The 18,995-nt window shown below is 69.1% G+C and carries 22 protein-coding genes; 12 read left to right on the top strand and 10 right to left on the bottom strand.

Annotation, left to right across the window (positions count from 1 at the left end; all coding sequences use genetic code 11):
- Positions 1-402: 402 nt before the first annotated feature.
- On the top strand, positions 403-750 hold the full coding sequence (locus tag AB0J16_RS32745; protein ID WP_358546390.1) for a hypothetical protein: 348 nt from the start codon (positions 403-405) through the stop codon (positions 748-750).
- 48 nt (positions 751-798) lie between these two features.
- Here AB0J16_RS32745 and AB0J16_RS32740 read toward each other — a convergent pair whose 3' ends face one another.
- A complete protein-coding gene (locus AB0J16_RS32740) occupies positions 799-1,209 on the bottom strand; it encodes a hypothetical protein (protein WP_358546388.1) in 411 nt (136 codons plus the stop codon).
- Between the two features lie 238 nt (positions 1,210-1,447).
- Between AB0J16_RS32740 and AB0J16_RS32735 the strand changes: the two genes are divergently transcribed.
- From AB0J16_RS32735 to AB0J16_RS32720, 4 genes are all read left to right on the top strand, one after another.
- Positions 1,448-2,269: a helix-turn-helix transcriptional regulator gene (locus tag AB0J16_RS32735; protein WP_358546386.1), complete on the top strand. Its 822-nt coding sequence runs from the start codon at positions 1,448-1,450 to the stop codon at positions 2,267-2,269.
- On the top strand, positions 2,256-2,480 hold the full coding sequence (locus AB0J16_RS32730) for a DUF397 domain-containing protein (RefSeq protein ID WP_358546384.1): 225 nt from the start codon (positions 2,256-2,258) through the stop codon (positions 2,478-2,480). The genes AB0J16_RS32735 and AB0J16_RS32730 overlap by 14 nt, the downstream gene beginning before the upstream one ends.
- Before the next feature lie 395 nt (positions 2,481-2,875).
- Entirely contained in the window at positions 2,876-3,538 is a 663-nt protein-coding gene (locus AB0J16_RS32725) for a hypothetical protein (RefSeq protein ID WP_358546381.1), read from the top strand.
- Positions 3,538-4,854: a DPP IV N-terminal domain-containing protein gene (locus tag AB0J16_RS32720; RefSeq protein WP_358546378.1), complete on the top strand. Its 1,317-nt coding sequence runs from the start codon at positions 3,538-3,540 to the stop codon at positions 4,852-4,854. The genes AB0J16_RS32725 and AB0J16_RS32720 overlap by 1 nt, the downstream gene beginning before the upstream one ends.
- 97 nt (positions 4,855-4,951) lie before the next feature.
- Here AB0J16_RS32720 and AB0J16_RS32715 read toward each other — a convergent pair whose 3' ends face one another.
- Entirely contained in the window at positions 4,952-6,223 is a 1,272-nt protein-coding gene (locus AB0J16_RS32715) for an esterase-like activity of phytase family protein (protein ID WP_358546375.1), read from the bottom strand.
- Positions 6,224-6,392: 169 nt separating this feature from the next.
- Positions 6,393-7,088: an FCD domain-containing protein gene (locus AB0J16_RS32710; RefSeq protein WP_358546373.1), complete on the bottom strand. Its 696-nt coding sequence runs from the start codon at positions 7,086-7,088 to the stop codon at positions 6,393-6,395.
- Between the two features lie 206 nt (positions 7,089-7,294).
- On the opposite strand from AB0J16_RS32710, the gene leuA reads away from it, so the two are divergent.
- Entirely contained in the window at positions 7,295-9,010 is a 1,716-nt protein-coding gene (leuA, locus tag AB0J16_RS32705) for a 2-isopropylmalate synthase (protein ID WP_358546425.1), read from the top strand.
- A 29-nt stretch (positions 9,011-9,039) separates the two neighbouring features.
- Here leuA and AB0J16_RS32700 read toward each other — a convergent pair whose 3' ends face one another.
- Both AB0J16_RS32700 and pyrF read right to left on the bottom strand, forming a co-directional pair.
- On the bottom strand, positions 9,040-9,939 hold the full coding sequence (locus AB0J16_RS32700; protein WP_358546370.1) for a hypothetical protein: 900 nt from the start codon (positions 9,937-9,939) through the stop codon (positions 9,040-9,042).
- A gap of 146 nt (positions 9,940-10,085) precedes the next feature.
- The gene (pyrF, locus tag AB0J16_RS32695) at positions 10,086-10,892 is read right to left on the bottom strand and encodes an orotidine-5'-phosphate decarboxylase (RefSeq protein WP_358546367.1); all 807 of its coding nucleotides are present in this window, start codon (positions 10,890-10,892) and stop codon (positions 10,086-10,088) included.
- A 136-nt stretch (positions 10,893-11,028) separates the two neighbouring features.
- Between pyrF and AB0J16_RS32690 the strand changes: the two genes are divergently transcribed.
- Complete coding sequence (locus AB0J16_RS32690; RefSeq protein WP_358546363.1) at positions 11,029-11,505, top strand: DUF2283 domain-containing protein; 477 nt, start codon at positions 11,029-11,031, stop codon at positions 11,503-11,505.
- 13 nt (positions 11,506-11,518) lie between these two features.
- On the opposite strand, the gene AB0J16_RS32685 is transcribed toward AB0J16_RS32690, so the two are convergent.
- Complete coding sequence (locus tag AB0J16_RS32685) at positions 11,519-12,532, bottom strand: substrate-binding domain-containing protein (RefSeq protein WP_358546360.1); 1,014 nt, start codon at positions 12,530-12,532, stop codon at positions 11,519-11,521.
- Between the two features lie 66 nt (positions 12,533-12,598).
- On the opposite strand from AB0J16_RS32685, the gene AB0J16_RS32680 reads away from it, so the two are divergent.
- The 3 genes from AB0J16_RS32680 (at position 12,599) to AB0J16_RS32670 (ending at position 14,384) form a co-directional block, all read left to right on the top strand.
- A complete protein-coding gene (locus tag AB0J16_RS32680; RefSeq protein WP_358546357.1) occupies positions 12,599-13,396 on the top strand; it encodes an HAD-IIB family hydrolase in 798 nt (265 codons plus the stop codon).
- Positions 13,397-13,632: 236 nt separating this feature from the next.
- A complete protein-coding gene (locus AB0J16_RS32675; protein ID WP_358546355.1) occupies positions 13,633-13,803 on the top strand; it encodes a hypothetical protein in 171 nt (56 codons plus the stop codon).
- Positions 13,804-14,012: 209 nt separating this feature from the next.
- Complete coding sequence (locus AB0J16_RS32670; RefSeq protein ID WP_358546352.1) at positions 14,013-14,384, top strand: hypothetical protein; 372 nt, start codon at positions 14,013-14,015, stop codon at positions 14,382-14,384.
- 22 nt (positions 14,385-14,406) lie between these two features.
- On the opposite strand, the gene AB0J16_RS32665 is transcribed toward AB0J16_RS32670, so the two are convergent.
- The 3 genes from AB0J16_RS32665 to map all read right to left on the bottom strand — a co-directional run bounded on the left by AB0J16_RS32665 (position 14,407) and on the right by map (position 16,387).
- A complete protein-coding gene (locus tag AB0J16_RS32665; RefSeq protein WP_358546349.1) occupies positions 14,407-15,105 on the bottom strand; it encodes an endonuclease V in 699 nt (232 codons plus the stop codon).
- Positions 15,106-15,124: 19 nt separating this feature from the next.
- Entirely contained in the window at positions 15,125-15,487 is a 363-nt protein-coding gene (locus tag AB0J16_RS32660) for a hypothetical protein (RefSeq protein ID WP_358546347.1), read from the bottom strand.
- Positions 15,488-15,607: 120 nt separating this feature from the next.
- On the bottom strand, positions 15,608-16,387 hold the full coding sequence (gene map / locus AB0J16_RS32655; protein WP_358546344.1) for a type I methionyl aminopeptidase: 780 nt from the start codon (positions 16,385-16,387) through the stop codon (positions 15,608-15,610).
- A gap of 88 nt (positions 16,388-16,475) precedes the next feature.
- Between map and AB0J16_RS32650 the strand changes: the two genes are divergently transcribed.
- Both AB0J16_RS32650 and AB0J16_RS32645 read left to right on the top strand, forming a co-directional pair.
- Complete coding sequence (locus tag AB0J16_RS32650) at positions 16,476-16,745, top strand: helix-turn-helix transcriptional regulator (RefSeq protein ID WP_358546341.1); 270 nt, start codon at positions 16,476-16,478, stop codon at positions 16,743-16,745.
- Positions 16,746-16,796: 51 nt separating this feature from the next.
- Positions 16,797-17,882, top strand: a complete 1,086-nt coding sequence (locus AB0J16_RS32645) for an alpha/beta hydrolase fold domain-containing protein (protein ID WP_358546338.1) — start codon at positions 16,797-16,799, stop codon at positions 17,880-17,882.
- Between the two features lie 8 nt (positions 17,883-17,890).
- Here AB0J16_RS32645 and AB0J16_RS32640 read toward each other — a convergent pair whose 3' ends face one another.
- Positions 17,891-18,979: a hypothetical protein gene (locus AB0J16_RS32640; protein ID WP_358546335.1), complete on the bottom strand. Its 1,089-nt coding sequence runs from the start codon at positions 18,977-18,979 to the stop codon at positions 17,891-17,893.
- Positions 18,980-18,995: the final 16 nt, after the last annotated feature.

The raw sequence follows: 18,995 nt of genomic DNA, 5'->3' as shown, positions 1-18,995 counted from the left end.
CAAGCTCGTCGAGCGGCCGGACGAAGCGCCCTCCGAGGAGGAGTCGCCCATCGCCGCTTAAAAGATCTTGATCCACAAGTATTGACGATTGCTCGAACATCGTGGATCTCTTTGCTGACGACTTCAGCCCCAGCAGGGGTGGTGTAGAACTGCCACCTGGCTTTGGACCGTTCCAATACGGGCACCTCTCTACTGCCAGTCACAGCGCCATCGCCGGCATCCGAATGTACAGGCAAAGATCGGCGCAAGCGCGCGTATGGCAGAGGCAAAGATCCTGCGTGATGCGGGAAAAGAGGGGCGAGAGGTTGTGTGTGCGGCCACCGGCTCTAACCGGCTTCAAAGCCGCCCACAACAATGTCCCTGTGGACTATTGGACAGGAGCGCGGCGGGCAGGTGGGTGTGATGAATGATGACCTGCCTGATGCGGTGAACCGGGACGGTGGCGAGAGCGACGTGGTGGCGGAGCGGTCGGGGGCCGGCACCCCGAAGGCGCCTCGCCCCGTACCCGCCGATTGGCCCGACACTGACACCAACCCTGCGATCCCCACGCCCGAGATAATCGCCCCCGGCACTGAAACCGGTACCGAGCCCGAGAGTGAAGACGAAGCTGGTGCCGAACCCGAGAGCGATGCCGCTTCCGGGGCTGAGGCGGAGGCCACGGCTGATGCCGAAAGGCGCGCGGACACTGGCGAAGAGGCGGGCGACGGCGGTGAAAAGGAGGTGCGGCCCGAAGCGGGTCCCACCGGCTGACGTTGTTCGCACCCCCGCCGTCAAAGAGGCCAGGACCGACGGCGGGGATCAGCCGGCAATCAAAGCGGCGGCTTTTGCCGGTTTTCCCGATGGGACGATGTAGCGAATGTCCGGCAGCCAGCCGTGATCTTCTCCTATTCGCGCCACTTCCACGATGTATGCCGCTGACCGGTCGGCGGCTATGCGGACCGTGGCGACCCGCCACCCCTGGGGGGCGAAGACCACGAGTTCCGGGGGATATCGATCCAGGCTGCTGAGCGCGCCGGCGGGAAAGGGCGCGGAGCGGAGCGTGAGCTTGAGCCACTCGACGACGTGGTTGTGTATCCCGCGCCTGGTCAGCAGTTCGCGCAGCTTGGCCAGGGCCTGGTCATGCTCGGCCGCGGCACTTTCGCTGATCGGCGAATGGCGTGGATGAGGTTCTGAGGGTTCGGTCGTTTTCCTCAGCGGTTCGCGAGTCATTCCCTGTCACCGTCCATGTTCTGTCCGGAATGCGGCTGGATTATCCGGTTTATTAACCAGACAGAATGCAGCGGACATGTCCGGACGGCCTGTCTGTCCTCCGAGAAACATCGCCAGAGTGCCGCTTCCCGGCTAGCTTTGTATTCAGCAAGCAACTGTTCGTATCCAGACAGTCGCGGTGAGTCTTTGTGTGTGCGACGTCGGGAAGAGCGGTCCGGAGCATTTCGAGGAGCGTGGCATGTCCGTGGATGAACAGGCCCTATCTCCAGACGAGCAGAACTCCTACGGTGCGGTCCTTAAAGAAGCCCGAATGACGGTCGGCCTCTCTCAGATGGCAATGGGGGCGCTGATCCCGTGCAGCGAGAGCTTGATCGGCCTGATCGAGCGCGGCAAGCGCCACCCGGCCCGGCAATTCACCCTCGCGGCTGAGACGGCCCTGGACCTGAATGGGGAATTGCTTCGGCTGCTGCCCATCTCCAGGAGGTCGGGGCCGAAGTGGTTCAGAGAGTGGCCAAAGGTAGAAGAAAACGCCCACACCATCCGGACCTGGCAACCTCTTGTCGTTCCGGGCCTGCTGCAGACGGCCGCGTACGCGCGAGCGATCCTCTCCGCCGAGCCAGGAGTCGCCCAGGACTGGATCGAGGAGGCCGTCGCGACCCGGCTCCAGCGTCAAACGGTGTTCGACCGCGACAAACCGCCGATGTACTGGGCGCTGCTCGACGAGTGCGCTCTGATCCGCCCCATCGGGGGCGCCGAGGTCATGCGGGAGCAGATTGAGCACCTGCTGAAGATGATGGCCACCACCTTCGTCTCGATACAGATCGTCCCTCTCGGCGTGGGTGCTACGCCGGGCCTGCTGGGCGGCTTCTCCCTGGCTCAAGGCGACGGTATGCCGGACCATATCTATCTCGACAACGCCGCACAGGGCTCCGTATCCGATCGCGAGGAGACGGTGCGAGCGGTTAATCTCAGATACGACGCGATTCACAAATGGGCGCATCCCATACATGTGACCGAGCGACTAGTACGTGAGGTGGCGGCAAGGTATGAAGATCAGTGATGAGCTGCGCGCCGAACTAGAGGCCGCTGCGTGGAAGAAATCAACACTCTCCGGCTCAAATGGGGGCGACTGCCTCTACGCAGCCAAACTGAGCGGCGACCGATACGCGATCAGAGACTCTGAGCAGCCCGACGTCGAGCCGCTGATCTTGCGAGGAGGCGTTTTCCGCGCCTTCGTGGGCGGTGCGAAGCTCGGCGAGTTCGACCTCTAATCCTGCCGAAGGATGCCCACGTGGTCATCCAGGGCGACCGGGAAGCATAAGGGGGAAAGGTCGATCACATGCGTTGATTCGTTTGTGATCGAGTCTGTGTATTACTGTTCCCCGTGGGACATCCGTGGGCGAAACTCTCGCGTCGGCGGCGCATCCGTAAGTGGACAGGCGTCGCCGTAGTCTTCGCGACTCTGGCCGCCTGCCTGGCGGTGTTCGGGCGCGACATTCAGGCCGTTACGTACGGCGAGCCCACTTCGTGCTCCATGGATACCTTCGGGGCCAGGGCCAGCGCAGCGGCCTGGACGGGGTTTGGGTGTGTGGGCTGGACGCTGCACGTGCCATTCGGCATGGATATCCAGCTCCCGACGGCTGCCAGCTACGCTCGCCCTCCGTCGATGTTCGACGACGGCTTCATCCCCATCGACATAACCCCGGACGGACATCGCGTCGCCTACCTCGACGTAGCGGAGCTCCGCTTCCTCACCAGGGATCTCCCTTCCGGCCTCACCCGCCCGATCACGCCACGCCTCACCGCGGAGGAAATCGTCGGGATCACTTCGGTGGTCGGGTCCGCCGACGGCCGCCACTTCGCCGTGTCCACCCGGGAGAACCGCCGGACGTTCGTCACCGACTTCGAGACGGGCCATATGAGGACGGTCGAGCAGGTGTGCTGGGCTTATGGACTGACCGCCGACAGGCTGATGGGCAGCGCGGGCTGCGACGGCGTCGGCGTCTCGATCGACGCCATCCGTTTCGACGGGACGGCGACTCCCTTCCGGTCCGAGGCGGAGCTTCCCCATGACATGTCCCCGGATCTGCGGTGGTACATCGATTTCAAGAAGCCGACTTCGGTGTATGAGACCGCCACTGGGCGGCGGGTACGGGTCCTGCCCTCTGGGCTCAGCGAGATGCGGTGGGCGGACGCCGAGACGCTGGTCGCCCGGGACGCCGATATCGAGGATGGGGACGACTACGTGGCCATCGACGCGAGGACGGGCGAGCTCATCCCCATCGGCATCCCATACGCCGACTCCATCATCTTCGGAAAGGTCCGTTGATGTCGGACTGGTACGAGCCGGTCCGCCGTACGGCGTCGCTGCTGGGCGGACGCACGCTGTACGCGCGGCGCATGGCGGAGAAAGCACTGCGCGACGGAAAAGGAACTAAGGACGCCTTCTTTTGGCTCTATCGGTCCTATCTCAGCCGCTTCCGCTTCTGGTCGGACCCCGGCTGGGGGAAGGGACTCTCTGATTTGCAGCGCGCCGTCCTGGTGGCCCTGCATCATGACGGCTGGACCGAGCAGGAAACCGCCTACTTGTGCGGGCGGAGCAGAAAAGCCGTGCGGCGGGCGGGCGAGAAAGGGCTGCTCGCGCTGGGCACCGACGGATCCGCCCTCGCCGGCAGGTTACGGGCCAGGGCCGAGGGACTTCCCCCGGTTGCCGAGCCCGAGCCGGGGCCCAGGCGGAAGGTCGTCAAGTACGGCTCGTTAATTTCCTGTCTTGTGGCCTTTGTTGTGTTAGCGGCCTATTGTTCGCCCCTCGGCGCTTCATCCGGACAGCACACAGACAGCCGTCCCCTCGCCTTCGCGGAGCTCATTCCCTTGCGCGGTCCCACGCAGGCCACGATCCGGTACGCCTACCGCGTCGACGCGTCGGGAACCGTGCTCACCGACGGGAGCTACTGGACCGTAATCACGGAGTCCGGCCGGCGGCTGCTCATCGAGGACGCGACTCCGGACGACCTCGGGATCAGCCCGGACGGCCACAGACTGGCCTACCACAGCCGGAGCAAGGGCGAAGTCGTCGTGTACGACCTTCCGTCCGGCAAGGTCAGCACGGTGCCGAAGGCCGACGATTCGGGCCAGCAACTGTACTTTTCCCCGGACGGCCGCCGCCTCGCCTTCACTTTCGAGGACGAGGTGTATGTCTGGGACGGCAGACGGCGGCGTGTCCCAGGGATCGGGCCGGAGTCGATTCTGAGAGGCTGGCTGGTGGGCGGGCAGGCCCTGCTGGTGGAGGACCTGGAGGGTGTCAGCGCGGTCGATCTCAGTGGCGGCACTCTGTTCAGGACACGGGGTGCGGACAGCATGGAGCTGTCCCCCGACGGGAAGACGTGGGTCGACGTCGACTATGAGAAGAGCGGCTTCACACGGCACGGTCGGCGCACAGGGACCCGGACCATGCGCCTGCCCGCGACCGCGCGCCTCGAGAGGCTGGTGTGCTGGATCAGCGCGGACGTTTTCGTGATCAGTGCCTTTGGCTACGGGCCCAGCGCCTACTACCGGATCGACATGGAGACCGGACAAGCCGAGCCCGTGCCCGCTCTTATCCCGGAGGACCTGCGCGAGGTACGGTTCCCCGGATGTACGCGCTGATCGCAAGCCGCCCGTCCGTGTTCGGGCGGCACCCCCCAACGGTGGACGCGCGCCTGACCCTGTCCCTCTTCGCTTTGGTTGGTCACCGCTGGGCTAGCTAGCGAACCGGGCGAGGCAGGCGGATGGTGAGGATCCGGCTGGCCACGCCGCTGTCCACCAGCCGCCCGTCCGCCCCGAACTCGCCGAGCCCGAAGTCGTTGTCATTGGCGACCACGAGCGTCCGAGGGTCGAGCAGGGCGATGCCCTCGACCTTGCCAGGCAGGGTGGGGGCGACCTCGGACAGGTCGGCGACGAGCGACTTGGCCGGAACCTTGACATCGCCCAGGTCGGTCAGCGCCTCCAGTGACGGAGCAGTGGCCGGGTCGTCGTACCGCCCGCCCAGCAGGTTCGTGGCCTTGGCCAGGTCGATCTGGTAGATCCGGGCGACGTTGTCGGTCCGCTCGTCCACCAGCAGCCGGCGGCCGCCCACGTACGCCAGGCCGGAGACCTTCATTTCGCTCTGGTCGCCGTTCACCTTGGGGTCGAAGGTCATGACGTCCTCGAAGCGGTAGGCGTACTCTCCGATCACCCGCGCCGCGCGGATGCTGAACGTGAGGATCCGGCCGACGCGGGAGGATTTGCCGGTCTTCTTGTCCGGATTGGCCAGCGGGCTCTGCACCGCGAGGTACAAGGTGTCGCCGTCGATCGCCAGCCCTTCGAACCCGCGGTTCTGCTGGCGGGAGGCGAGGACGGCCGGCAGCGTCTCCTTGACGGGGTAGTCGGCGCCGGTGAGGTTGAGCCCCTTGGGGACGTACCGGGCCAGCACCCGCCCTCGCTCGGAGACGTGCAGCAGCGACGGGCCGTACTCGTCGACCAGCCAGAAGTCGCCGCGCGGGGTCCGCACCAGGTCCTCGGTGTCCACCCCGCTCGGGTTGTACGGCAGCGCCGTCTGGCCGTCCCAGGTGTAGGGCACCTCGTCGTGGCCCGCCTGGTCGCTGAGCCCGGTGATCGGCTTGCCGGAGGTGCCGACCAGGGGGACGTACTTCTTGATCTCGACGCCGAACCGGGTGGCCACCCGCACGATCGCGGGGGCGAACTCCGGGATGGGGAACGTGCGCCGCTTGTCCGCGCCCACCTGCCCGTTGGGGCCGCGGTCGGTGACCATCCAGTAGTCCCCGCGCCGCTCGGCGGGGAACAGTCCGCTGCCGACCCCGCCCAGCTTGACCCCGCGATCATCGGCGATGGACCGCTGCAGGTCTTTGAGGGGTACGGGCGGGATGCTCACGTCCTTGACCACCACGGGCCGCGGCGCGGCCTCGGCCAAGGAGGGGGCGGCGGTGACCGCCGGGCCCACGACGAGCGCCAGACCCACGAGCACGGAACGGAACATGGCACGGCCTTTCACACCGGCGAATACGAGCGTCCTGACGCTAATGACGTCAAACGTCCAATTGTTGAAGCGCCGATGAACAGGCCTACCCCAAGTCGCGACGGCCCGCCGCACAACGGCAGCACCGTTTGTCCTGTTGGTTGACGCTCCCGATGGACCGAGCCGATTGTCAGACGGCGTTGCGATGAAGCATGGCCAGCGTCTGTTCCAGCTCCGCCTGGAGGATGTCGCTCGCCGCCTGCCCGTCCCCCTCCCGGATGGCGTCCACCAGCGCGGCATGCGCGTCGTCGCCGGGATTGGGCTCGGTCTCCCGCAGGCCGAGCAGCTCCACCACGTCCACCAGCCGACCCCGCAGCGCCGGGGCGAACTCGGCGAACAGGTCGTCGAGCACCGGGTTGCGCGCCGCCGCCACGACCGCCGCGTGCAGCGCGATGTCCGCGTCCACGAACCCCGCGTCATCGCCCCCGGCCGCCGCTCGCCGCGCCTGCAGGGCCGCCTCCAGTGAGGCGAGGTCCTCGTCGGTACGGCGGGTCGCGGCCAGGCGGGCGGCCTGGGTCTCGACCATCATCCGCACCTCGTAGACGTCCGTGATCGCGGCCCGGCGCAGGCGGGTGGGCCAGTCGGCGGCCGGTTCGGTGGCGATGACGAACACGCCGCTGCCCTGGCGGGCCTGCACCAGCCCGGCGCCCGCCAGCGCGCGCAGCGCCTCGCGGACGGTGGAACGGCCCACGCCGAGGGTCTTGGCCAGGGCGTTCTCGCCGGGGAGCCGGGTGCCGACCGGCCAGTGGCCGCCGGTGATCTGCTCGCGCAGGTGCTCGGTGGCCTGTTCGACCAGCGGGCTGGGACGGAGGGTGCCGAGCGGCATCGCGAATGAACCTCTCAGGTTGTCTGAGGACCTGTGTTGTGGTTAGTGTACCTGGCATGACGTCACGGGGTCTCCTTCTCGGCCGCCGCGGCGGGGCCTGAATCGACCGGCACCCCGCCGCGGTGGCTCCGCAGTGCCGGTCGAACTCCTGAGAACGACCGGAAGGAAACCCCGTGCACGACTGGAACCCGCAACGCCCCAGCGCCATGCCGTACCACCGCTACCAGCCCGCCCACCGGCGCGTCGAGGTGCCGCTGACCGAGCGCGGCTGGCCCGCGCGGCGCATCGAACAGGCGCCGCTCTGGGTGCCCGTGGACCTGCGCGACGGCAACCAGGCGCTGGCCGAGCCGATGGATCCGGCGCGCAAGCGGCGGATGTTCGAGCTGCTGGTGGCCATGGGCTTCAAGGAGATCGAGGTCGGCTACCCGTCGGCCAGCCAGACGGACTTCGACTTCGTCCGCGACCTGGCGGCGTCGGAAAAGGGGCCGGGGGCGGTGCCGGAGGACGTGACGATCGTCGTGTTCACGGCCGCCCGGCGTGACCTGATCGAGCGGACCTTCGCCTCCGTCGAGGGACTGCCGCGCGTCGTCGTCCACCTCTACACGGCGACCGCTCCCGTCTGGCGTGACGTGGTGCTCGGTCACGACAGGCAGGAGTTGCGCGCCCTCATCAAGGACGCGGCCGGGCACGTCGCTCGCCTGGCCGACGCCCGTCCAGGGCCGCCGATCAGGTACGAGTTCTCGCCCGAGGTGTTCAACCTCACCGAGCCCGACTACGTGCTGGAGGTGTGCGACGACCTGACGGCCCTGTGGGAGGCGAGCCCGGACCGCCCGGTCATCCACAACCTGCCCGCCACGGTCGAGACCGCCACCCCGAACGTCTACGCCGACCAGATCGAGTACATGCACCGCCACCTGGCCCGCCGCGACTCGGTGATCCTCTCGGTGCACCCGCACAACGACCGCGGCACCGGCGTCGCCTGCGCGGAGCTGGCGCTGCTGGCCGGGGCGCAGCGGGTCGAGGGGTGCCTGTTCGGCAACGGCGAGCGCACCGGCAACGTCGATCTGGTCACGCTCGCGCTCAACCTGCACTCGCAGGGCGTGGACCCGATGCTGGACCTCTCCGACATCGACGCGATCCGCCGTACGGTCGAGCACTGCAACCGGCTGCCCGTACCCGACCGCCACCCGTACGCAGGAGACCTGGTCTACACCGCCTTCTCCGGCACCCACCAGGACGCCATCGGCAAGGGCCTGGCCCACCACGCCAAACGGGCCGCCGAGCTGGGCGTGCCCGTGGAGCAGGCGCCTTGGGAGGTGCCGTACCTGCCGATCGACCCCGCCGACGTGGGCCGCGACTACCAGGCCGTGATCCGCGTCAACAGCCAGTCGGGCAAGGGCGGCATCGCCTACCTGCTCGGCACCCACCAGGGGCTCGACCTGCCGCGACGGCTGCAGATCGACTTCTCGGCGGTCGTCCAGCGGGCCACGGACGGCAGCGGGGCGGAGATGACGGCCGAGGAGCTGTGGCGGCTCTTCCAGGCCGCCTACCTGGAACCTTCGGACGACGGGCCGTACGCGCTCGCCGACTGGAGCACCGCGGAGACCGGGCCGGGGGTCCACGAGTTCGCCGGCACCCGGCGTGATGGCGGCGGCGAGCTCCGGGGGACCGGCAACGGCCCGCTGTCGGCGCTGGCCGGGGCGCTGGGCGGGGTCGACATCCTGCACTACACGCAGCACGCCACCGGGCCGGGCCAGGACAGCCAGGCCGTCGCGTACGTGGAGGCGCGGGTGGGGGAGACGGTCCGGTGGGGAGCGGGCCGCGACACTTCGGTGCTGACCGCCTCCGTCCGCGCCCTGCTCGCCGCCGTCAACCGAGCGGCCGTCAACCGAGCGGCCGTCAACCGAGCCGCCGTTAACTGAACCGCCGTCAACCGAGCGGCTTCAGTCGCTTAAGCCACGCGGCGCGGCTTGGGGACCAGGTTCAGGGTCGGGGAGAACCGTCCGTCGCAGCCCGGCACCGCGGTCACGTGCGCGGAGATCTCGGTCTCACTCTGGACCCTGATGCTCGCGATGTAGAAGGGGGTGAGCAACGTCTGCGGCCGCCTGCGACCGAGGCTCAGGTAGCCGAAACGGAACCACTGCGGCGTCAGCCGGGTGTCCTCCATGCCGGCGAAGGACTCGGCCACCCGGGCGGCGACCTCCCGCGCCGCCTGGATCGGCGTCCGCACCCCGGGCTCCGCGACCGTCGCGCCGCCCCCGTCACCGGCGAAGCGGCGGGTCGACACGCTCAGCGACGTCACGCCGCCGCTCGCGCCCAGCTCCACGGTGGACGACGCCCGGCCGTACACCGGAAGATCACGTACGTAATGCCGGAACGAGCCGAGCGCCCGGCACAGGCTGGGCTCGGCCCAGCGCTCTCCGGCCGGCGCCTTGACCCGCCAGAGGCGCTCGAACGCCAACTCGTCCTCAGCCGGTACGAGGGACGGCAGCCCGATCCGATCCCCGGCGGCGCGCAGCATGCCGGTCAGCTCCGCGTCACCGGGATCGTTCTCGAAGAGGTCCTCGGACGGCGGCAGGTCGAGATGGACGGTCATCGAGCCCGACGCGTGGAACCCCACGGCCCGCAACCGGCCCGGCAGCCACACCGTGGTCCGATCCTGGTGGGTCACCGTCTCGAGGGAGATGCCGTCGCGCGGACCGGCGACGGCCAGGACCAGCTCCTCCAGGCGGCGCTGGACCGCGCTCGGCTCGGGCGCGGCGAGCCCCAGCACCCTGACCGTGGCGGGCACCTCCCCGGCCATCGCGGCCAGCTCTTCGGCGAGATCGTCGGCGTATGGGAAAGCGGGCATGAAGGCTCCTCGACTCCGGCCGTTCTGATCAGCCCAGGACCTGCGGGGCTGAGGTCACCGCGGCAGAACCTCAATGATCAGTACGCCGGAGCACGAGCCGCGTCAGGACGGAACCTAGGGATGTCCCTAGTCCGGGAGCGAGCCCGTCAGGAGGACAGGTGACGGGCGCAGTCGTCGCGGTAGCGCTGCACCAGCTCGCGGATCCGCTCCGGATCGGCGAGCACGGCGCGTGACACCGACGGCACGACCGCCTGCCGTACCGGACCGAACAGCCGGGCCAGGTCGGCCGGAGCGGCGCCCTGCGCGCCCAGGCCCGGCGCCAGGATGGGGCCGTTGAGCTGCTCCAGCGGATGCTCCAGCGACGGGAGGGTGGCGCCGATCACGACGCCGACCGGACCCAGGGGGGCGCGGCCCGCGTTCGCCGCCGCGGCGCCCGCGAAGATCTCGCCCGCGACCGCCGTCTGCAGCGCCACGGCCTCCGGGTTGGAGGTGCGCGCCAGGACGAAGACGCCGGCGTCGTTGGCGATGGCCGACGTGATCGCGCCCTCCAGCGAACCGAACCCGAGGTAGGGGCTGAGCGTCACGGCGTCGACCGCGAGCGGGCTGCCCCGGTCGAGGTACGCCTCGGCGTAGGCGGCCATCGTGCTGCCGATGTCGCCCCGCTTGACGTCGAGGATCACCACCGTGCCCGCCTCACGCAGGTCGGCGATGACGCTCTCCAGCACGGCGATGCCCCGGCTGCCCCAGCGCTCGTAGAACGCGGACTGCGGCTTGACCACCGCCGCCACGTCGCCGATCGCGTCGACCACCGTACGGCTGAACCGCTCCAGCCCGGCCGGGGAGTCGTCGAGCCCCCACGCGTCGAGCAGCGCCGGGCTGGGGTCGATGCCTACGCAGAGTGGGCCGTACTTGTCGAGCCTGGACCGCAACCGTGTCCCGAACGACTCATTCACCACTGGACTCCCCTCGCGACGTACGCAGACTAACGGCGCCGGTCTGATGCGGGAAAGGTTTTCGACCATGGCGATATGGGCTGCCTCTTCTCGCCTCCAGTCTTCCAGAGTTCGCCTCCGGGGTAGATCAGCTGACATGTACGAGATCGCCCACCGCACGCTGACGCTGCGCACCGAGCCGCTACGCGAGGCCGTCGTCACGATCGGGCTGCCGATCGAGGAGCCGACGGGGGAGTGGTCGTGCCCTTACCGGATCGACGGGCTCGCCGGGTGGGAGCACGATCGCAAGGTCACCGGCGTCGACTCGCTCCAGGCGCTCGAACTCGCCATGACCATGGTGCGGGCCGCGCTCGCCGGCTCGCACGAGGCCAAGGAAGGGTTGCTGAGCTGGGACGAGGAGCCCCCCGAAGGACGCGAGCACACGGTGTACGTCCGGTGGGAGAAGGAGCACGACGTCGCCTATATCGCGATGAAGCACGAAATAGTGCCAGGAGAGGCGGTACGGCAGACTCTGTCGGAGGATGTCGTGCTCGACTACGCGGAGTCGGGAGAGCTGCTCGGCGTGGAACTGCTCAACGCGGCCACGACGATGCCGTCCGAGATGCGCCTCTGAGTGTTCTGAGTGGTCAGGCGGCAAGGGTGGAGCCGCGTATGACGAGTTCGGTGGCGAGTTCGACGTGGCGGGAGTCGATTTTCTCGCCCGCGGCCAGGCGCAGGGCGGTGCGCAGGGCGACGGCGCCCATCTCGCGCAGCGGCTGGCGTACGGTGGTCAGCTGCGGCGAGGTCATGGTGGCGATCTCGGTGTCGTCGAAGCCGACGACGCTGAGGTCTTCGGGGACACGCAGGCCACGGGCCCTGGCGGCCTGGATGGCGCCGAGGGCGCTCTCGTCGCCGGCGGCGAAGATGGCGGTCGGCGCGGGGCGCAGGTCGAGCACGGCGGCTCCTTCTTGCACCCCGTGGGGATAGCAGAAGCCCGCAGTACGGACATATTCGGGAGGTACGGGCACGCCCGCGGCTTCCATGGCGGCGCGGAAGCCGTGCATGCGTGCCTGGTTGACGGCCGCGGTCGCGGGTCCGCCGAGGTAGGCGATGCGGCGGTGGCCGAGGGCCAGCAGATGCTGTGTGGCGGACAGGCCGCCGGCGAAGTTGGTGCAGCCGACGCTGGTCACGGGGGCGTCCGGCAGGTTCAGGGGGTCGATGACGACCACGGGTAAACGTACTCGCGACAGCGCGGCCAGCTGGGCCTTGGTCGGCCCGTTGGTAAGGGTGATCATCGCCCGCCGCCCGGCGGCGACCAGGTCGCGAGCCCAGGAGATGCCGCCGCCGGCCATGCCCTTCGTGCCGCTGACGACGACCGCCACACCCGACTCGGCGCCGGCGTCGATCGTGCCCTTGATGATCTCGGTGGAGTAGGCGCACATCTCGTCCACCCACATCTCGACCGTGGCCGACCCATCGGCCCGGTCCCGGGGCGACGAGCGCGGGACGTAGCCGTGCTCCAGCAGCAGGGACTGCACCAGCGTACGGGTGTCAGGCGCGACTTCGCGGCGGCCGTTGAGCACCTTGGACACGGTGGCCACGGACACGCCGGCCGAAGCGGCGACGGTGGCCAGCGTGGTACGCCTGGGACTGCTCGCCATGAATTCCTCCCTAACGCCGACATATACCCAAAAGGGTTGCTCAGCCGCACCGGATTTAATGGTGAGGTGATCGCACCCCGTATCGTGGCAACAGACCTTGACGGAACCCTCCTCGACTCCACCGGCACAGTGTCCTCGCGCACCCGCCGCGCCCTGGGACGCGCCCGCGACGCCGGCGCCGACATCGTCTTCGTCACCGCCCGGCCGCCACGCGGCGTGGACCCGATCGCCGCGATGGCGGACGTCACCGGCACAGCGGTCTGCAGCAACGGCGCCATCGTCTACGACCTGGACACCCGCGAGATCACCAGCACGTACGCGCTCGACCTCGCCGCCGCGAGGAAGCTGATGGAGACGCTCCTCGAGGCCCTGCCCGGTGTCGCCTTCGCGGTGGAGACGGGCCGGCACGTCCTGGTCGAGCCCGCCTACACCAGGCGCGTCCTCCCGGACCTGCCCTTCACCCGCGAGGTCACGGACGCCTGCGAGGAGGGTGAGCCGGTCGTCAAGCTGCTGGCCTGGTCGGCGACGCACGCGGTGGACGAGATGTTCACCGCCGCCGTCGCGGCCGTCGAGGGCCAGGCCGAGGTGACGCACTCGGGCGGCAGCGGGCTGCTGGAGATCAGCGCTCCCGGGGTGACGAAGGCCGGCACGCTGGCCCGGTTGTGCGAGGAGCGGGGGGTGGACGCGGCCGAGGTGGTGGCGTTCGGCGACATGCCCAACGACCTCGCGGTCCTCGCCTTCGCCGGGGCGGGGTACGCGATGGCCAACGCGCACCACATGGTGATGGCGGCCGTCGAGCGGCGCACCTTGTCCAATGACGATCACGGGGTGGCCGCTGTCCTGGAGCGCCTGTACGGCTTGTGACCCGGTTGTTACTCCGCAGGTTGTATCACTGCGGCGGGCAGTGGCTCCTCTTCTCCATACGCTTCATACGCGGTCGAGACGGAGGCCACCGGATGCCGACCATCGACTACCAGAGCGAACCGTACGCCCCACGGGGGGAGGGGCGCGGCGCCGAAGGGCAGCATCGGCCCCACGTGTGGCCGCTGCCTGGCCAAGCCGCGCCGCCTGCCGGCCGAGGACCGTGGCTGGAGCGTGTCATGATCCCTCCCGATGACCTGGACCCGACGGACGAGTCCATTCTCGACGAGATCAGGAAGATGTTCTCGGTGCTCGACCCCGTGCCCGAGACGCTGGTCGAACGGGTCCAGTTCGCCCGCGAGTCCCATGAGTCCCGTTGTCCCCGCAGGTCCCGTGAGTCCCGCGGATGAGGACGCCGCTGAGTTTCAGAAGAAGATCCACGACCGGGCGGCCCGGTCGCATCCGCATGGGCTGGGTGTGTCTGCCTACGGGAGATCAGCGAAGGTACGGGCCTGGCCGTGTACGCCTCCTGGCGTACAGAGGATGACGACGGGCGTCGGATGCCGCGGTGTCGTGGCGGCAAGATCCTGGAGACCTCACGAGGTCAAAGGAGAAGCGAGTGGTAACTCAGGCCGCCAAGGGGACCGGATATCTGACCGCGTTCAAGATTATCGTCGCGCTGAACACGCTGGCGGTGCTGTTCCAGGCCGTGACGGCCGGCCAGTTGCTCAGCGGGGCGTCGGCGGGGGCCCATGACGTGGGGGCGGGGGCCGTACATGCGCTGGGGCTGGCGCAGCTCGTCGCGGCCGTGCTGATGTGGCGGCCGGGGCGTGGGGCGGGATGGCCCGCGCTGGTCGGGCTGGCGATTCTGCTTCTCGGGTTCGTGCAGTCGGCGGTGGGCGGGGCGGGTGTGCTGAGCGTGCACGTGCCGCTCGGGATGGCGGTCTTCGGGTTGAGCGTGTGGCTCCTGGTCTGGGCTTGGCGCCGCTGAGTCGCTCACGGGTGATCGACGGTTACAGGTCACCGTGTCTGGCCAGGTGGTCGGCCTTGCGGATGGGCTCCGGCAGGCGGTGGTACGGCGAGAGCCGCAGGACCTCGGCGCAGGCCGTGTCGAGGGTGACGCGGTGGCCCTGGGACACGTACACCGGCTTGACGGCCGACTGCGTACGCAGGACCCGGCCCACGGTCGAGCCGTCCAGCTCGATCGGCGTCCACGCGCCCCGAGCGGGGTCCGGGGCGTCGTGGGTGCCGACGAAGTGGGTCTTGCCCACGCCGATCGCGGGGAGTCCGGTGAGCACGCCCAGGTGGCAGGCCAGGCCGAACCCGCGCGGGTGCGCCAGGCCGTACCCGTCGCAGATCAGCAGGTCAGGGGTGACGGTGAGCCGTTCGAGCGCCTCCACCAGCGCGGGCAACTCGCGAAAGGCGAAGAGCCCCGGCACGTACGGAAACCGCGCCTTGCCACGAACCACCACTTGCTCGACCACCACGAGATCGCCCGCCGTGCCCTGTGCGTGGTCGTCCGTGGCGGCGGTTGTGGAGAGCACTACCACGGCGGCGGCTACCTCGTCCTCGCCGTGGTAGTGCACGTCGAGTCCCGCCACCGACGTGAACGAGGTCGGGCCGGTCAGCTCGAGGTGAAGCCGGAGGCGCTCCTGGATCGCCTCCGCCTCCGCGGTACTAGTCGGCCAAGGGTGAAGCTGGTTTACCCGCACATGGTTCAACCTATGCCCGTCAGCTCCCTGGGACGTCGTCCTGATGGATGAGCTTCCCCGAAGCGAATAGCGCGTTCTGTGGCCTCCACCCCTGGCAGTAGTTCGGGTCGTCGGCGAACCGCAGCGTCAGGGACCGAACATGCAGGCACGGCCATTCCTCGACGTTGATGTCACTGCCGAACCCTTCTCGGGGGATCCGCGAGCAGGCGCGGCACCCCGTGAACCACATTCCCCGCTGCTCCACACGGCCGCCGCCCGAGAAGATGTATGGGGCACACATTCGCCGGGGCTCATGGACGACGAGTCGCGCGAACCCCGCCTCATCCAGCCGCGTCAGCAGGAAGTCAAGCAGTTCCTCCACGAACGGCTCAAAGCGCGCCACTCCGGCATCATCTCATCAGATCCAAGCGGCCGACCAAGCCGTCCTTCGGCGGGGACATGACACCGCACGCACCTCCGGCCACAACGAGTGCCGCGGCCACGACCATCGAGCTCCGCACGTCTACCCGCACTCAGCTATGCGGCGGGTGAGCACCAAGGGGGCGTCCTCGGTGATGGCTACCGTGTGCTCGGAGTGGGCCGTGCGCGAGCCGTCCGCCGACCGGATGGTCCAGCCGTCGGCGTCGTAGACGATCTGGTCGGTCGTGCGGGCGAACCAGGGTTCGAGCGCGAGGGTCAGGCCCGGCCGGAGCGTAAGGCCGCGCCCTGCCCGGCCCTTGTTCGAAACGTGGGGCCCCTCGTGCATGGTGCGGCCGATGCCGTGGCCACCGAACTCGGTGTTGACCGGGTAGCCGTAGTCGTGGGCTACCGCCCAGATGGCCGCCGAGATGTCACCCAGACGATTGCCCGGACGCGCCACCTCGATCGCCGCCTCCAACGCTTCCTCGGTGGCGCGGATGATTCGCAGGTCCTCCTCGGCGGCGGTCCCGACGACGACCGTGCGCGCCGAGTCGGCCACCCAGCCGTCGACGCTGACCGCGAGGTCCGCGCTGAGTACGTCGCCGTCACGCAGCGTGTAGTCGTGGGGTATTCCGTGCAGGACGGCGTCGTTGACCGACAGGCAGATGACGTTGCGGAACGGGCCGCGTCCGAAGGACGGCGCGTAGTCCCAGTAGCACGACTCCGCCCCGGACCGTTTGATCATGCCGCGCACGTGGTGCTCCAGGTCCAGGAGGTTGACGCCCACGTCGGCGAGCCGGCCGACCTCGTAGAGCACCTCGGCGACGAAGCGCCCGGCCACGTGCATGCGTTGGATCTCCGCAGGCGTCTTCAGTTCGATCATGATTACCTCGCGTCACAGGATGCTGGTATTACTATACCGGCACCTTAACAGCTTGCCGGTATAGTAATACCAGCTCTATCCTGGGAGCATGGTCCGTCAACCGCTCACACCTGAGCAGATCGAAGCCGGCAGGCGTCTGGGCGCCCTGCTGCGTCACGCGCGAGCGGGACGCGACCTGGCGGAAGTCGCGCACGCGGCCGGCATCTCGCCGGAGACCCTGCGCAAGATCGAGACCGGACGGCTGCCCTCACCCGGATTCGGCACGATCGTCTGCCTCGGCGAGGCACTCAACGTGCCGCTTCAGGCGTTGGCAGCTATCTGGCGCGGCAACGACCTACCGCTGGAAGCCGCCTCGTAGCCGCTGTCGAATAGCGGACCAGCGGCGGCAGGTTCTGTAGTGTCGGGAATCGTGAGGGATGTCCTGGTGGTCGTCGGCCCAGGGCTGGTCGCCGACGCCGCGTTGCTCAGCGAGATCGCCGAACGCGAGTTCGCCGCCCTCGGGGTCTCCGGCGCGCTCGTGCACGCTCGTGACGCGGCCGAAGTCATGATGTGTATGGCGGGCGGCGACGGTGAGTTGCCCGCCGCGGCCGTCGTGGTGGTTCCGGGGCCGGTGGATGAGGTGCGACGGCTCATGGGGCAGTGCCTTGGGCCCCTGGTGTGGCTGGATCTCGCCCGGGTGGACGGGGCTGAGGTGGGGGAGGGGGCAACGCACGTTCACGGGCGTGGCGTCGAGGGGTTGATCTGGGCGATTCGGCATGCCGTACACCGTCTGCGGCATCCGCGGATGCGGATCGCGTACGGGGCGCATCGCGATCAGTGGGGTGAGCTGTACCTTCCCGAGGGGGCGGTGGACAGGCCGGCTGTCGTGGTGCTCGTTCATGGCGGGAACTGGCGGTCGAACTGGGCGGCCGATCTCATGGACGCGCTCTGCCTCGACCTCGTCGGCCGGGGGTTCGCCGTGTGGAACCTCGAATACCGGCGTCCCGACCTGCACGGGTGGCGGGCGACCACCGCGGATGCGGCCGCTGGGCTGGCCGCGTTGTCGACGGTGGACGCGCCGATCGACCTCGGACGGGTCGCCGTCGTCGGTCACTCCGCCGGGGCGCAGCTGGCCTTCCGCGCGGTGGCCGACGGGGCGCGGGTTTCGCTGGTCGTGTCGCTGGCGGGGATGCTCGACCTCGTCGAGGCCGACAGGCGCCGGCTCGGCTCCGGCGCGGTCGCCGCCGCCCTCGGCACAGCCTCCAGCACCGGCCTCGAGGTCGGTACGGCGAGTCCGCTGCTCAGGTTGCCGTTGCGGGTCCGCCAGCTGATCGTCCAAGGGTCCGGGGACGAGCTGGACCTGGTGGACTTCGCGCGCCGCTACGCCAGGGCCGCCGGGGAGGCCGGAGATGACGTGACGTATCTGGAAATGTCCGGCGACCACTTCGCGGTGATCGACCCGCATGCCCCGATCTGGCGCACCACCGCCCTCGCCATCACCGATGCCCTCCGATAACCCGAACTTCACTCGACTCGCCGATCCTCCTCGCGCGGTGGGTAGGTGAATGTCTGGGTATCGGCCCAGCCCTGCGCGACGATGCGGTAGTCGTGCGCGGCTTCGCTGGCGGTGTGGTCAGGGCCGATGTCGACCGTGTCGGCGATCGACCAGGCTCCGTTGATCTTCTGTTCGATGACGTAGAGGAACTCGTTGAAGCCCAAGGAGGAGGACACGAACGTGTTGACGATGGTGAGAGAGCGGCGACCCGCAGTCAGGGTTCGCGGGATTTCGACGATCTGCTCCCGCCATTTGTAGGTGCTGTCGCCGGGTAGTTGCCGCCACGACCCGGCCGGATCCCCGTTGACGGTGATGGTGGCGTATTGCCGGGCGACGCCCGCGTCCAGGCGGCGGATCAGCCGCACTCCGCTGTTGGCGGGATCGACGGTCGCGGTGAACCGGCTCGACCCGCCGACGCTGAACGCACGGCCGTCATCGCTGACGATGCGGCCGGGACCCAAGGGGCTGCCGGCGGGGCTGCCGAGACCGTCGGACGCGATGTCTTGTGACGCTCCCCGCTGATCGAAGATGACGCTCAGGGCGCCCGCGGTCGCCAGCGCGGCCAACGCGGCCGACACGGCGGCTTGGCGCCAGCTTCGGCGGGGAATAGGGGCCGGCCCCGCCTCGTCCGGCCCGGCTGTCCGGCGGGCGAGCATCGCGCCGCCGGGGTCGCGATCCGGCGCCGTCGCGCCGGGCATCGCGCCAACGGGGTAGCGACCCGGCTCCGTCGCGGCGGGCAGCCGGGCGACTCGTACCCGCTCCCATGCCCTTTCCCACTCCGGGAGCTGATGCTCGGGCACCCGGCACGCCCGCAGGAAGGCCATCATCAACGCCTTCTTGGGGAAGCGCCGACCGGCCAGCATGTCCGCGCAGGTCGCCCGTGGCAGCCGGGTCCCACCCGCCTTGTCCGCCCGCAGCTGCAGCTCCCGCAGTGACGTATCGGCCCGCGCGAACCGCTCGGCCAGCAACCTCACCAGATCCTCGTGGCAGGTCACCGACTCCACTCCGGATCGGGACGCCTGCCTGACGATCAGGGACTCCTCGTCACCCTCGCTCATCGCCTCGAACCCCCGC

The sequence above is a fragment of the Nonomuraea sp. NPDC049750 genome, assembly GCF_040659625.1.
GTDB lineage: Bacteria > Actinomycetota > Actinomycetes > Streptosporangiales > Streptosporangiaceae > Nonomuraea.
The sequence above is the reverse complement of the archived record's forward strand: the minus strand, read 5'-3'. Positions and strand labels throughout refer to the sequence as shown.